This window comes from Candidatus Hinthialibacter antarcticus, from assembly GCA_030765645.1.
Classification (GTDB): Bacteria; Hinthialibacterota; Hinthialibacteria; order Hinthialibacterales; family Hinthialibacteraceae; genus Hinthialibacter; species Hinthialibacter antarcticus.
On sequence record JAVCCE010000014.1, the window covers coordinates 1 to 13221 of the forward strand.

The following is a 13221-nucleotide window of genomic DNA, read 5'->3' on the forward strand; positions in this document are numbered from 1 at the left end:
AATGAATCCCACCTTTGGTTTTCGATGCGCTTTTTCGATACGCTTCTATTGGTGGGTTTCGCTGCGCTCAACGCCACCCTACTTGAAACGCATCATTCATCCGAGCCGGGTAGGGTGGGCTCGTGAAGCAGCCCACCGCGAAAATATACATAACGAAACTTAGTTTCGCGCAGGGTGGCAAGCCAAGACGGCGCGTTAGCGCTAGGGGGGATCACGCAGGAGCGCGAGTATCTATACTCGCATCAGTGGATGCCGTTGTGGACAACGCCGCGCTCCCAGGAATACAGTGATGAAAACTCAATCCGCACAGTATTCTGACAATCACTATAAATAGTCAAGGAGGCGGCATCCGAAGACACCGCCTCCCACTCATCGTCCGCAACCCTGACTCAGGCCAAATCATACCGAAAGAATACGCCATGATTTGTCCGTCATCAAGACAATTAAGGTGAGTCCCAATCATTGGTTCTCACAAAGCGATCCGGTTATTTCGCCCCGACAGGGTCGCCGCTAAGCAACGAGATGTAAGGGCGGCTATTGCCAACCGGACCAATTTTTGAGAACCAAATAGATGAGAACCGAGTCTCAACTGCCGTTATGGTTGCTGGTCCAAATTCAATGAACTCAATGGAGAGAAAAACAGCCAACGCCTACGAGAACGAGGCCGATTGAGCAATGTTTATTCTCTCTGTGCACATTCTACTATCGGCATGCTTGCTACAATTCTTGACAGAAGAAATAGCTGTTAATAACCAAGGAGAAAATTTGTAAACTCGCTCCATGCACTTGATTTTTGGATAACGTAGCAAAAGTTAACACCCATTAAATGATATTCGCTGAGATATATCCAAACCGAAGCCTACTACTTAAGGCGTATAATTAGAACACGTTACGACACATTTTGTTTTCAGGAGCGATTTTATTCTACAAATAGGCCATTTTGGGGTCGCAACATTTTTTTGTACCTTTAAATAGACCATCCAATTTTTTGCCTGTGGATAAGTTGTTAATGTAATCTTGCCGAAAAACTCATTTCCTCAAACTTTTGTGTGGGTTAGGGCGATTCTATTCATTATGTCCGCATTGCTTTCCGGTACAACGAACATCTATAGATACAAGACACACAAGCGTCTGCATTTCCGTATAATGTGGTCGCCTGTGATTGACAGAGCCATATCAGAAAAATATAATGCGCATTCGTCTATTGCCCGGGTGGTGGAACCTGGTAGACACGTACGTTTGAGGGGCGTATGGCGTGAGCCGTGCGGGTTCAAATCCCGCCCCGGGCATAGAAACTCAAACGCAACGAGAATGCGTTCACTTGACAAGGTGAAACGGAACTCGATACAATTCATCCCCTAAGTCGGGGACTAATCGACAGAGCCACATCGAAAGGGAAAATTCATGCCCTGCGGTAAAAAGAAAAAACGCTTGAAAATCGCTACCCATAAGCGCAAAAAGAAGCGCCGTCAAAATCGGCACAAAAAGCGTAAAAGCTAGCTTCTAACTCCTGCGCGGCGGATATCCGCCGCGCAACTGACTACATCAATGGAAGGCGCTCTATGATGGATATCACAGAAGTTAAAGTTTACCCTGTCCGCAAACACGACGATAAACTCAAAGCGTTTGCGACAATCATATTGGATGATTGTTTTGTTATTCGTGACCTAAAAGTCATTAACGGCAATACAGGGCTTTTTGTGGCAATGCCCAGCCGCAAAAAAGCTGACGGAACCTACGCCGATATCGCCCACCCGCTGAACCAGGACACACGCCATAAAATGGAACAAACGGTTCTTGGCGAATACAACAAAGTCATGGAAGAATTAGAAGCCAATGGCGGCGAAAGCTTTGGCGACTATGACAACCGGGACGAAACCATCGGCGCGTAGTCAGCAAGAAGCGGTAATCCAAACGTAACTCGCCTAACAGCAGGTTGCTGGAAAAATCCGGCAGCCTGTTTTCGTTTGCCTATTGGTTTAGCGGGTTTTCTGCGCAACGCTCTCAAACCATTGGATGCCATGCGCAAACACCGAGTCTTTGTAGAGATGAATCTGCTGCACCATCTGGAAAAAGTCTGACGGCGCCTCAACAAAACGCGCCGATGGCTTACCGCCAAAGCGATGATACATTCGCTCAAACCCCGCAATATCGTCAGAGGCGTAAAATAAATCTCTCCACTGCTTTTCCTGCGACGCCAGCTGGTTCTGTTCGAGATAGTGCGCCACCTCGCGGGTCACTTCTTCGGCGGAATTGACCAGCGTGACCGAATCGCCCATTACCGTTTGAATGACATCAGCCAACAAGGGGAAATGAGTGCATCCCAAAATCAAGACATCAATATTTTCGTCGCGCAGGCCGGAGAGATATTGTTCCGCAGCCTGGATCGCGACCGGGTGTTCGGTCCAATCTTCTTCAACCAGCGGCACAAACAACGGACACGCCCGGGCGACAATATGAAATTGTGGGTCGAGTGAGCGCAGCCGGTCTTGATAAGCGGCGCTTTTGATGGTGCTCTTGGTGCCGATGACCCCGATGCGTCCATTTTTGGTTGCAGCGGCGGCGGCCCTCACCCCCGGCTCGACCACGCCCAGCACCGGGCCGGGAAAAACGGCTTGCGCTTCTTTCAGCGCGACCGAGGACGCCGTGTTACAGGCTGCCACAATCACTTTAACTTCATGGCTTTTTAAAAACTGAGTGATTTCTACGCTATAGCGTTTGACTGTTTCAGGCGACTTTGCTCCATAGGGAACCCGCGCCGTATCGCCAAAATAACAGAGCGTCTCTTGAGGCAGCTGATCTTGCAAACATCGCGCGACCGTTAAACCGCCAATTCCAGAGTCAAAAATGCCAATGGCCGCCTGCGAACCGGGCCGGATGGATTCATTCATCTTGCGCCTCATTTTTGAATTATCCGTTTGCGCCTTCAAAACGATTTAATAGATAGCAATCGCTCTAATTACAAACGGCTTGGTCAATCGTAAGTATCTGTGAGTAACTGATACTTTGCCTCATTGATCGGTTTTTATCAGTATAACTTGAATTTGCGCCTCAAAGTTAGCATTAAGGTAATTCTATCTCGCTAATTTCTTCTAATTAAGAGGGTTAAGTCTATTTATCCATGCTGAATAACATTCACTTCATTTAAGTTATTCACAATGTAACTTATGGATTTAGCGGAAGTTACACTAGACCAAACATGTGGAATCTCCTGTGGATAATGTGTGAATAGAGCAAATGCTAAGTAAAAACGAGAATCAAGGGCGGTGTTACATAAGAATCAATTTTCTTAATGTTTCTTGTTTTAATATCTCAATTTACAGTAATTCAGGTAATTTTTTAGCGCTATTTTGATTGTTGACATCCTGTGAATAAAATCGGGAGGCGCCTTCATAAAGATGTGTTACACCGCCAGATAGAGTCGCTCAAGGTCGCACTATATATTGTTTAAAACTTGATGATAAAATCAATATGTTGTATTTACCTCTTTTCATAATCCTAGCGTTGCGCACAATATAAATACGAATCAATTTTAAGACGAGTTGAAACGCAAAAGATTTAATGAGTGCTCTCAATAAGAAAGACGGACTTTTTGTCTTCATACGAACGGGCAGGGTCAATTTCATTTCTTCATAAACTCTGTAAACTGTTTAAAACCTTGAAGCGTCATACGCCAGAGAAATCGAGACGCTGCCTGAATTACACACTTGATTGAATGGAGTTGGAACCTTTTATTGTTCCAGTTCGACTAAACCATTGAACGAACAGAATGAACATACGCTGGCTTCTTCTGATGAAGAACATGAAGTCATTCGCGCCTGTCAGGCAGGCGACGAAACTGCGTTTGAACAGTTATACCGCTTGTACAGCGGTCAAGTGTTTAGCATTGCGATGCGCGTGACCGGGTCGCAACCCGAAGCCGAAGAAGTCACCCAGGAGGTGTTTGTTTCCGTTTATAAAAACATTCACCGCTTCGAGTTTCAATCAGCCTTCTCGACCTGGCTCTATCGCATCGTAGTTCGACGAGCGGCGGATTCGTTTCGCAAAGTAAAGAAACACATCATCAACCGCATCTCGATGGACTCAGACGAACACGCGCCGGTCTATTCGCTGGCCGACAAAGGCCACACGCCCCGCGAGGCGTTGGTTGATTCTCAAAACGAAAACACGCTGGAACGCGCGGTCCAAAAACTGGGAACCAAACATCGAACCATCGTCGTTCTGCGGTATGTACAAGATTTAAGCTATGAAGAAATCGCCCAGGTATTAGAATGCCGTATCGGTACCGTAAAGTCGCGATTGAACCGGGCGCATAAACTGTTAAAGCAACACTTGGAAGAAATGGAATATAAAGTCTGATTGTATGCCGCACCCACGATACAATTATTGTAGGCGAAACGATTATGATAAACATTCAACCGGACCAAGACATGGAGTTCAACCGCCAAGCAGCGGTGCGCCGCGTTATGGACGGGGAAGCCACGCCCGACGAAATCGCATTCGTTCAAAACCGGATCGAACGCTCCGAACTGTGGATGCGCTCTTCACAACGGGTAGAGGCGATGATGAACGACGCCCGCAACCTTCCCGAATTTACGCCGCCGGATCGCGTGTGGAAAAAAATTCGCTCCACCGCCCATTGTACGCAACCCGACAGCAGTTTGGCGGGGTGGTTCCAATTCTCATTCGTGGGCCGTCGCGCCTTACGTTTCGCGCCCGCCGCGATGGGGCTATTGCTCATCGTCGGATTCTGGTTCTCACAGCCCGGCGTGCAGTCGGTTTATGAAATTGTCGAAGTCACCGACGAAAGCCGGTTCGGGATTGAAGCCGAAGCCTATATCGCCTACCACGACCTCTCAAATGAAAACGCCTCCGCCCGGGACGGTCTGATCGCCTATTACACATACGGACTCTCTGAATAATGCATGGACTGATTCGCCCCATTTTTGTGATTGTCTGCTTGGCGGCTTTGGTTGCGCCCAGCCACGCAGGATCAGACGGCAAGTACGTCAAAATTCTGCGGGAATCCATCCACGCTTCGCTGTCCGCCTCTTATGTCGGCGTGTGCACCTACAAACAAAAAACCGCTGACGGCGAGTGGGAAACTTGGCTCAACGTAAACCGGGGGTCGGAAGACCAGAAAAAAGTCGACATTATCTATCCCGAATCAATGAGCAGCGTGTCTATCGTCCAAACCGAAGGCGCGTTTTGGATGACGCCGCTCAATGAAAAAGACTTGAAAAAAATCCAGAACGCCATCAAGCCCATCGCCTGGTATCGCATCTTGAAAAAAGGCGAAGCGCTTGAGTTTGAAGACTTCGATCTTCTCACCCAAAATTACGTCATCAAAAAAAAGGGACACGAAACCATCGCCGAACGTCCGGTGTGGAAACTTGCTGTCTATTCAAATAAAGACACCAGGCCCTCAGCCGAAGTGTGGATTGATAAAGAAACCAAAGTTCAACTCAAATATATTCGTTACGACGCCAACCATGAACAAGTTGAAAAACTAAAATTCAACCAGATCGAATTTACCCAGCCGCCTAGCTCCGATGTGTTTACGCGCACGGGCCTCGAAAAAATTATCGATATCGCCCAGCAAGAAAAAAAACCGCCTGTCGCAGAAATCGCCTTTACGCCGCTAGCGCCGACTTTTTTGCCACCGGGCTTCAAACGAAAGTTTGTCCATAGTTGGGACGGCCACAACGGCCCGACCCTGCATGTGTTATACACGGACGGCTTTGCGGCGTTGTCGTTTTATCAACGCTTTCAAAATACAAAAGAAAAAGAATGGGCGGCGGCGAACGACATTGAATGCCCCAAAGTGAGGAAGTTTAATTTTCATGGGCGCGATTTATATATTCGCGACATTGATGATTTGCACATTGCCTCAATGGGAGATATTCACCCCTGTGAGATCGCCGAATCGCTCTGCAGTCTTGAAGCCAAACCCGAGCTGGTCAAACATTTAGACGACGATTGAATATCCTTCATCCGGTAATTGAGTACCGATGTTGATGGATCGCTTAATTTTGTTTAGGAAAACGTATTCCGGCATGTCAAAAATAGGCAAACCAAATCAGGCATGGGTGCAACTCTGGAAGCGCCTGTGCCTTTCGCAACGAAAGTGCAAATTATTTTGAGATGGCTTCAAGTATTTCTTGCGCCCCAAGAGGCCAATGTCATTGACTTAAGACTTTTAGCCCCCCTTTTTAAGGGGGGACGGCGCTGAAAGCGCCAGGGGGGATTTCAAAACAGCACAAACAAAGCGATACATTCAAACAATATTTCAAAGGCTGGCTTCATTTTATTCAGCCTGGGCTCGCCACCCCTTAAGTCAATCATATTGCCCAAGGGGCGGGGAATTAAACCCGAATTAGATTAAATCCAAATCAAAATAAAACCATTAACTCTCGATCGGCTTGGGCGCATGTTTCGCCAACACGTCGTCGACCGCTTCTCGGATGACCGAGTCAAGCGTACGCCCTTCATATTGGACTAATTCGGTGAGCATTTCGAGTTGAATGGACGTTAATTGAACCGTGTTGGCCTCATGCGAGGGGGGTTCGATAAAACAAATTTGGCTCTTGCCTTTTTGTTGCGCTAAATAGACCGCCTCCCGAAGCCCGCGAATGAGTTGACCGCGATGACTGGCGTCGTCAGGAAACCGCCCGGCGGCGACGCTCATGGTGATATGAATTTTAGGACGGGTGCGAATCGCATCAGCCATTGCGCAAAAACGCCGCTGCAATTCTTCGCCAAAGCGCGCGGCCTGTTCACGGTCAACGCTTGGCGCAACCAATAGAAATTCATTCACGCCGATGCAATCAATAAACACATCTTCGGGCGTCTGTTCCATCAACACGCCCAGGAGGCCGGAAGCCGCTTTTTTGAGCGCTTCGGGTTTGCGTTGCGCAAGCTCGGCGAACGAATCAATACAACAAAGAAAAAATGTAATAGATTGCTCTTCGTCCGCCGCCGAAGACAACAGGCGGTCAAGCGTCGCAGCGCTTTCGTCTTCATTCAAGCCGAGCGCAGCGTGCAGCAAATCAGTCACAGATTTAGAAAAAATCAGCTGAGCGCCCACAGGGTGCCTCCAAAGACAAAATCAAAATATTCAATTACTCGATTCAGTATATGCTTAGATGATAAATATTAAACACTTGCAGTGTTAAATTATGATAAGGGCGTAATGAAATACTGTATCGTAATGAAGCAGCATTTCATTATATTCGAGGTTTGGTTGTCGCTGAAAGAGAACGCCATTTTATCATAAAAAATATTCGGAGTTCTGGCGGATAGGGCAAAACACCGATATGCTATCGTCGATCCATTTTCATGAGGGTGAAGATGAAGTTTCACGAGCGGTTAAAACAAACCCGAAAACGACGATACGGCGCCAAAGAAGGCGATGAAGAAGAAGACCCAAAGCCCAAAGGCCCGAATTGTCACAATTGCGTCAGTTTTGAAATTACTTGGGATTTTAAATTCCCCTACGGCTGCAAAGCAATGGGCTTCAAAACCCGAAAAATTCCTACCATGGAAGTGTATGAAGCCTCCGGCTTTCATTGCCAGAAGTTTCAACCCAAAAATAAAAAAAAGTAATGGCGTGTCAAGCGATTCTACTTTACGGAGCAAGCCGCTCGATCTTCCAGCCGCCGTCGTCTTGTTTGATGTATAACAAACGGTCATGTAAGCGGTTTGATCGGCCTTGCCAAAACTCAATTGCGCGGGGAACCACCCGGTATCCGCCCCAAAACGGCGGCCGGGGAATATCGCCGTCTTCACATTCCGTCTCGATTTTTTGATATGCGTCTTCTAACTCTTTGCGGTCGGCAACCACTTTACTTTGCGGCGAGGCCCAAGCGCCCAGGCGGCTTCCTATTGGGCGAGAATAAAAATATTCATCTGATTCTTTTGGGGATAGATGTTTTATATCCCCTTCGATGCGCACCTGGCGTTCTAGCGCTCCCCACCAAAAAACCAAAGAGGCTTTGGGATTAGCGTCAAGTTCTCTCGCTTTACGGCTTTCGTAATTGGTGAAAAATGAGAACCCGTCTGCGTCGACGGATTTCAATAGTACCATGCGGGCGGAAGGCGCACCATCCAGGCTCGCAGTTGCCAGCGTCATTGCCGTCGCGTCATAGGCGTTATGGGTTTTGGCTTCTTCAAACCAGACCGTAAATTGCTCAATGGCGTCCAAATGGGCGTCTGCCTCAACCAGACTTCGAACGCCGGGGTTTTGTTCTCTTTCATTCCCAGATTGGCCCATTCTTTCCCTCAATACTCGTTGATATTTGCGTTCAATATTTTAGCGCCCCGGGCAGATCAACATACAGTGTGAAGAGCAATATCAAAAATATTTAATATAAGTTGTTGACAAGCAAGTGAAAATCCGGCAAAATTACATTGTATGTAATGTTAGTCTTTGAATTTGGTTGAGGGACATTGTTTTTTTGCGATGAGGTAGGATGGAGCCGTTTCTCCATCCTGCGTTTTCCCTTCTTATTTACGTTCCCTCTCAAGCGCGGTGAATGCGCCGCAAAATAAAACCGCCAAGCGTGTTTGGCTGTTTCGTTGTTACAAGCGATATCACAGAAATCCTCAGAGGAGACGATGATGGAAGACACTACCCCTATCCAGACAGAAACAAAAAGCGGGTCCGGTTTTTGGATCGGCTTTTGGCTGACGCTGTTGCTTGTCGCCGCCGTGGGCGGAGCAGGCGCGTATTTAGATTTTCGCCTGCAACAGTTTGAAGACCAGATTGTTCAGCAGCAAAGAGATATTTTACAGAACCGCGAAAATGCGAAAGTGTTTACGCAAAATCTGACCGGCACCTTAGACTCACTCTCAACCATGATGAACCAGACGGTGACCTCGTTCACGCAACACACCACCAAACTGGCCGCCGTCATCGAAAAGAAAGAAAAGTCGCAAAGCGAATATTTGCAAACCGCCATTGAAGAACTCAACCTGCGCATCCAAAAAGAAAACGAGACGCTGCGGATTTCATTGGCCGCCTTGTCGAAAGAATTGAGCGACACCAACTCGGTTTTGCGCGTGGTTCAAGCGAAAGCCGTCTCGGCGGACCAACGCGCCGAACTCGCCAACCAAAAAATCGCCGCGTTGCAAGACGCCGTTGAAAATGATTTCAGCAACCTGACCCAGTTGGCCAAAGCGATGAGCGAATCCATCCAGGCCGAATTTGAAACACAGGCCGCGACATTCAGCCGCGACATCAGCGCCTTAAACGAAACGTCGCAACGCGGCCTACAAAAAATCGACAACCAGGTCGCTTCCATCGACGCCGCCCAACGCGATAGCGCCAAACAAGTCGCCCTGCTTAGCGAAAACGTATCCGGCGTGAAATCACAACAAAGCGATATCGCCAAAACAGTCGCCGACAATGCGAACTGCGTCAGCGGGACGGTTGATACGTTGCAAAGCAATTTGAAAACCATGGCCGGGCAATTAGAAGTCGGCTTCGCGGCGGCGGTCGAACAAAACGACGTGTTGCGCTCTGACCTCGCCGAAATTGGTTACACGCTGACCGAACGCACCGAAGACCTGCTGGTGCAAATGATCGATGCGCAAAAAGCCGTCAAGCAAGATTCAACCAGCGCCGAAGGAATTCGCACATCGCTCGAAACATACGCGCAGGACGTAACCAAATTCATGCACACCTTCGCAGGCGAGATGTCGTCGCTCAATCAGACTGTGCAAACATTGACCGACCGCGTCATCAAAGAGAAATCCAGTTCCGTCGCCGCAACCGTTATCGAAGAGACAATCCATAATACGGATGCGCCTGTCGTTTCAGAAAAAACCTACGATGAAGAAACAGAAGAACCCAGCGAGCCGAAAACCATCGGGTTGAACACGCTGGAGTTTCCGCAACACGACCATTAATTCTTCAATACTATATAGACGTAATGAAACGGGTTGGCTTTTCGCCAGCCCGTTTTTTTTGTGGGCGGCTTGTTGGCTTAGTTCAATATCTGGTAGAGGGTGTTGCGTTTTTTGGGGGTGAAGCCAGCGTCTTCGACCAGTTTGCAGACTTCTTTTTCATTGCTGCAATTGTGGATGCCAGTGGCGGCGACCACGTTTTCTTCCATCATGGTTCCGCCCATGTCGTTGGCGCCAAAGAACAGCGCCATCTGCCCAACCTGTTTGCCCTGGGTGATGAACGACGCCTGCACGTTGGGCACGTTGTCGAGATACATGCGCGAAATCGCCAGCGTCTTTAGATAATCGACGGCGCCGGATTCGGGCACGTCTTCCATGTCGGTGTTGGAGCCTTGAAACGTCCAGGGAATAAACGCGGTGAATCCGCCGGTGCGGTCTTGTAATTCGCGAATGTGGTTGAAATGTTCGACCCGCTCTTCGATGGTTTCAATGTGGCCGAACATCATGGTCGCGGTGGTGCGCATTCCTAATTTGTGCGCTTCTTCGTGAACGTCGAGCCATTCCTGGGTGAGGCATTTTCCCTTGGTGATTTTTTTACGCACCCGGTCGCTGAGAATTTCCGCCCCGCCGCCGGGGATGGTGTCCAGCCCGGCTTCTTGCAGCTGCGCCAACACCTGCGCGATGGGCATCTTATATTTTTTGTGAAAGAAATAAATTTCCGGCGCGGAAAACGAGTGAAGGTCTACTTTGAATTTCGATTTGATTTCGCGTAATAGGTTCGTATAAAAATCGAACGGCAATTTGGGATGCAGTCCGCCTTGCATCAAAATCTGGGTTCCGCCGACATCGACTACTTCTTGAATTTTTTGCAGGATTTCATCTATCGGCAAGACATAGCCGTCGTCTTGATTAACGGTGCGATAAAACGCGCAGAAGTCGCAGGTGGCGGCGCACACGTTTGAGTAATTGACGTTGCGGTCAACGACATAGGTTACGATCTCCGGCGCGGCGATGGTCATGCGCATTTCATGGGCGCGTTCGCCCAGAGCCATCAGGTCGTTTTGTTGAAACAAATTGACGGCGTCGTCGAATGAAAGTCGGTTGTTAGGCTTAATCATTGTTTGCGGTTTCTGTTAACTGTTCGGCGGCAATTCGTCGATGCAGGTTTAACATTTCAATTTTTACTTCTTCTTTTTGTAGTTTAAACTCGGAATCAATAAATGCCAGGATCAGGCGGTTGGCGGCTTCAGCAAAATCACCTTGTTCGGCTGCTTGTTTTCCTGCGGTGAGGTTGGCGTCGCGGTCCCAGGGGCGATACTTGAGCAGCTCGCGGCTCCAGCGCGCGGCTTCGTCGGTCGCGCCCGAAACCAGAGCGCACACCGCCATGCCTTTGATGGCGTCGACGTCGTATTTATTTTTCTGGAGTAATGTTTGATAGCCCGCCTGGGCGCTGTGTGCGTCGCCTGCTTTAAGCGCGGCCTGAGCGCTGCTCAACACCGCTTCCCGGTTGTCTGAACAGGAAACAGTGAGGAGAGTAAGAACAAGACAAAGAGTGAGTATTCGCATGAGGTTTTTGAACGCGCGGTTGGCTCCCTCTCCCTCTGGGAGAGGGTTGGGGTGAGGGAATACATCCAATCACGATTGTCAGATTTTTTATTTCTTTTTAAGAAGTTAGCGATCCGCTTTCAGTCGGCTAGGGGTAGCGTTTTTTTGATCCCCCCGTCCATCGTAGCGGACACCCCCCTTATATAAAGGGGGCGAAAAGCCAGGGCTTAGAGCCTTAAGTCAATGGCATTGCTCTTTAATCTCCCCCCATCTTGGAAGGAGGATAAAACGCAGCCCACCGGAAACTTAATACGCGTTTTTGAAGGAGACCAATGTTTTGAGGATGATTTTTATATCCAAAAACAGCGACCAGTTTTTGACGTAGTAGAGGTCGTGTTCGGTGCGTTTGTCGACCGAGGTGTCGCCGCGCCATCCATTGACCTGCGCCCAACCGGTGATGCCGGTTTTGACCATGTGGCGGCGCATGTAGTTAGGAATCTCGCCCTTAAACTTGTTGACGAAATAAGGGCGTTCAGGACGCGGCCCCACAAGGCTCATGTCGCCGCGTAACACATTAAAGAACTGCGGCAGTTCATCCAAGTTATATTTGCGCAAGAAGCGACCAATGATGGTGGTGCGCGGGTCGTTTGAGGTCGCCCAGATGGGGCCGGATTCTTGCTCGGCTTTATCCACCATCGAGCGGAACTTGAATATGTGAAAGCGGCGTCCGTCGTTGCCGACGCGCTCTTGTACATAGAAGACCGGCCCGCGCGTGTCGAAGCGAATCAGCGCCGCGATGAACAGCATCAGCGGAGACGCAACGATCAGCGCCATGCTTGAGATCACAACGTCGCAGGAGCGTTTGAGCAAACGGCCTGCGCCAATCAGCGGCGACTCGTCAAACAACAGCGCCGGCATTTCTTCGATCTCTTCCACCTGCACCCGCTGCGCCAAGAGGTCGTACAGTTCCGGCGTCATGCGGTAGGGCGTGTTGTGTTGATGGCAGGTGTTCATAATTTCTAAAATTTCGCGGTGATCTTCGGGCAGCATGGTAATCACCACCTGGTCAACGCCGCCTTGTTTTAACAGCGCGTCCAGATCGTTCTTCACGCCGATGCACGGGATCGCGTCTTTCGGCGAAGCGGTTTCCGCAAAGGTCACCGGTTTGTTTTCGGTTGAGACAAAACCCAACACTTGATACTGAGAGCCGTAATATTGCAGCAGTTTGTCTTGAAACTTGCGGCATTGGCTCGCCGGGCCGACCAAGACGGTTTTGAAGAAAATGATGCCGCGGCCCATTAAATACATTTGCGCTTGTTTGAGAAGATAATGAGTTGCTACCACGCCCAGGCTGGAAAACGGAATCGCCAGCCCCACCGTCAAGCGTGAAAACTCAAAGCCGCGATAGTTAAACAACAGCGCCATGACAAATATATAGTTGACTAGAGTCGCAAGAATCAGCGTTACCACCCACACTTGGCGGTCTAAGCCCACGCGGCGTTGATACAGCCCGATGCGCTCGAAGACAAACAGCCCGAGGGCGGAGATCATCAACGCCAGCAAAAGGTAGGGTTCAAATTCAGGAACCAGCCCGCTGTTGGGTGCGACAAAATCAAACAGCGGGGTATAAAAGCGGACCATATAGGCAAGCAGAAATGTGCCGACTAACACCAAACCATCAACCACCGCAAGAATAAGGGCGGGTATGATGTAACGGTCGTGAATTTTTGGGGCAGACTTGTTTGTGCGCTTTCGCATAAGCGGTTATTC

The 13221-nt window shown here is 49.0% G+C and carries 12 protein-coding genes and 1 tRNA gene; 7 read left to right on the forward strand and 6 right to left on the reverse strand.

What is annotated here, in order from left to right; genetic code table 11:
• Positions 1-1206 precede the first annotated feature (1206 nt).
• Positions 1207-1289, forward strand: a tRNA-Leu gene (locus P9L94_04445).
• Between the two features lie 276 nt (positions 1290-1565).
• A complete protein-coding gene (gene spoVG, locus P9L94_04450) occupies positions 1566-1892 on the forward strand; it encodes a septation regulator SpoVG (protein ID MDP8243309.1) in 327 nt (108 codons plus the stop codon).
• Positions 1893-1979: 87 nt separating this feature from the next.
• Here spoVG and murI read toward each other — a convergent pair whose 3' ends face one another.
• The gene (murI, locus tag P9L94_04455) at positions 1980-2891 is read right to left on the reverse strand and encodes a glutamate racemase (protein ID MDP8243310.1); all 912 of its coding nucleotides are present in this window, start codon (positions 2889-2891) and stop codon (positions 1980-1982) included.
• Between the two features lie 865 nt (positions 2892-3756).
• Here murI and P9L94_04460 point away from each other — a divergent pair.
• From P9L94_04460 to P9L94_04470, 3 genes are read left to right on the forward strand one after another with little or no spacing between them, the layout of a single operon-like run.
• On the forward strand, positions 3757-4359 hold the full coding sequence (locus P9L94_04460; GenBank protein MDP8243311.1) for a sigma-70 family RNA polymerase sigma factor: 603 nt from the start codon (positions 3757-3759) through the stop codon (positions 4357-4359).
• Positions 4360-4403: 44 nt separating this feature from the next.
• Positions 4404-4922, forward strand: a complete 519-nt coding sequence (locus P9L94_04465; GenBank protein ID MDP8243312.1) for a hypothetical protein — start codon at positions 4404-4406, stop codon at positions 4920-4922.
• Complete coding sequence (locus P9L94_04470) at positions 4922-5983, forward strand: sigma-E factor regulatory protein RseB domain-containing protein (protein MDP8243313.1); 1062 nt, start codon at positions 4922-4924, stop codon at positions 5981-5983. Before P9L94_04465 ends, P9L94_04470 begins: the two co-directional genes overlap by 1 nt.
• Before the next feature lie 423 nt (positions 5984-6406).
• Here the strand turns inward: P9L94_04470 and P9L94_04475 are convergent, their stop codons facing one another.
• The gene (locus P9L94_04475; GenBank protein MDP8243314.1) at positions 6407-7087 is read right to left on the reverse strand and encodes a diguanylate cyclase; all 681 of its coding nucleotides are present in this window, start codon (positions 7085-7087) and stop codon (positions 6407-6409) included.
• 263 nt (positions 7088-7350) lie between these two features.
• On the opposite strand from P9L94_04475, the gene P9L94_04480 reads away from it, so the two are divergent.
• On the forward strand, positions 7351-7605 hold the full coding sequence (locus tag P9L94_04480) for a hypothetical protein (GenBank protein ID MDP8243315.1): 255 nt from the start codon (positions 7351-7353) through the stop codon (positions 7603-7605).
• Positions 7606-7627: 22 nt separating this feature from the next.
• Here P9L94_04480 and pdxH read toward each other — a convergent pair whose 3' ends face one another.
• Positions 7628-8272, reverse strand: coding sequence for a pyridoxamine 5'-phosphate oxidase (gene pdxH / locus P9L94_04485; GenBank protein MDP8243316.1), 645 nt, complete (start codon positions 8270-8272; stop codon positions 7628-7630).
• Positions 8273-8616: 344 nt separating this feature from the next.
• On the opposite strand from pdxH, the gene P9L94_04490 reads away from it, so the two are divergent.
• A complete protein-coding gene (locus P9L94_04490; protein MDP8243317.1) occupies positions 8617-9909 on the forward strand; it encodes a hypothetical protein in 1293 nt (430 codons plus the stop codon).
• A gap of 77 nt (positions 9910-9986) precedes the next feature.
• Here the strand turns inward: P9L94_04490 and mqnC are convergent, their stop codons facing one another.
• The 3 genes from mqnC to P9L94_04505 form a co-directional block, all read right to left on the reverse strand.
• Positions 9987-11024 carry a cyclic dehypoxanthinyl futalosine synthase gene (gene mqnC, locus P9L94_04495; protein ID MDP8243318.1) on the reverse strand — a complete coding sequence of 346 codons (1038 nt, stop codon included), beginning with the start codon at positions 11022-11024 and terminating at the stop codon, positions 9987-9989.
• Positions 11017-11400: a hypothetical protein gene (locus P9L94_04500; protein MDP8243319.1), complete on the reverse strand. Its 384-nt coding sequence runs from the start codon at positions 11398-11400 to the stop codon at positions 11017-11019. The genes mqnC and P9L94_04500 overlap by 8 nt, the downstream gene beginning before the upstream one ends.
• A 357-nt stretch (positions 11401-11757) precedes the next feature.
• Positions 11758-13209: an undecaprenyl-phosphate glucose phosphotransferase gene (locus P9L94_04505; GenBank protein MDP8243320.1), complete on the reverse strand. Its 1452-nt coding sequence runs from the start codon at positions 13207-13209 to the stop codon at positions 11758-11760.
• Positions 13210-13221: the final 12 nt, after the last annotated feature.

What these genes read in the sequence shown, in the direction of transcription:
- spoVG (MDP8243309.1), top strand. Translation starts at nt 1,566, where the DNA reads ATGGATATCACAGAAGTTAAAGTTTACCCTGTCCGCAAACACGACGAT.
- murI (MDP8243310.1), bottom strand. Translation starts at nt 2,891, where the DNA reads ATGAATGAATCCATCCGGCCCGGTTCGCAGGCGGCCATTGGCATTTTT.
- P9L94_04465 (MDP8243312.1), top strand. Translation starts at nt 4,404, where the DNA reads ATGATAAACATTCAACCGGACCAAGACATGGAGTTCAACCGCCAAGCA.
- P9L94_04470 (MDP8243313.1), top strand. Translation starts at nt 4,922, where the DNA reads ATGCATGGACTGATTCGCCCCATTTTTGTGATTGTCTGCTTGGCGGCT.
- P9L94_04480 (MDP8243315.1), top strand. Translation starts at nt 7,351, where the DNA reads ATGAAGTTTCACGAGCGGTTAAAACAAACCCGAAAACGACGATACGGC.
- pdxH (MDP8243316.1), bottom strand. Translation starts at nt 8,272, where the DNA reads ATGGGCCAATCTGGGAATGAAAGAGAACAAAACCCCGGCGTTCGAAGT.
- P9L94_04490 (MDP8243317.1), top strand. Translation starts at nt 8,617, where the DNA reads ATGATGGAAGACACTACCCCTATCCAGACAGAAACAAAAAGCGGGTCC.
- mqnC (MDP8243318.1), bottom strand. Translation starts at nt 11,024, where the DNA reads ATGATTAAGCCTAACAACCGACTTTCATTCGACGACGCCGTCAATTTG.
- P9L94_04505 (MDP8243320.1), bottom strand. Translation starts at nt 13,209, where the DNA reads ATGCGAAAGCGCACAAACAAGTCTGCCCCAAAAATTCACGACCGTTAC.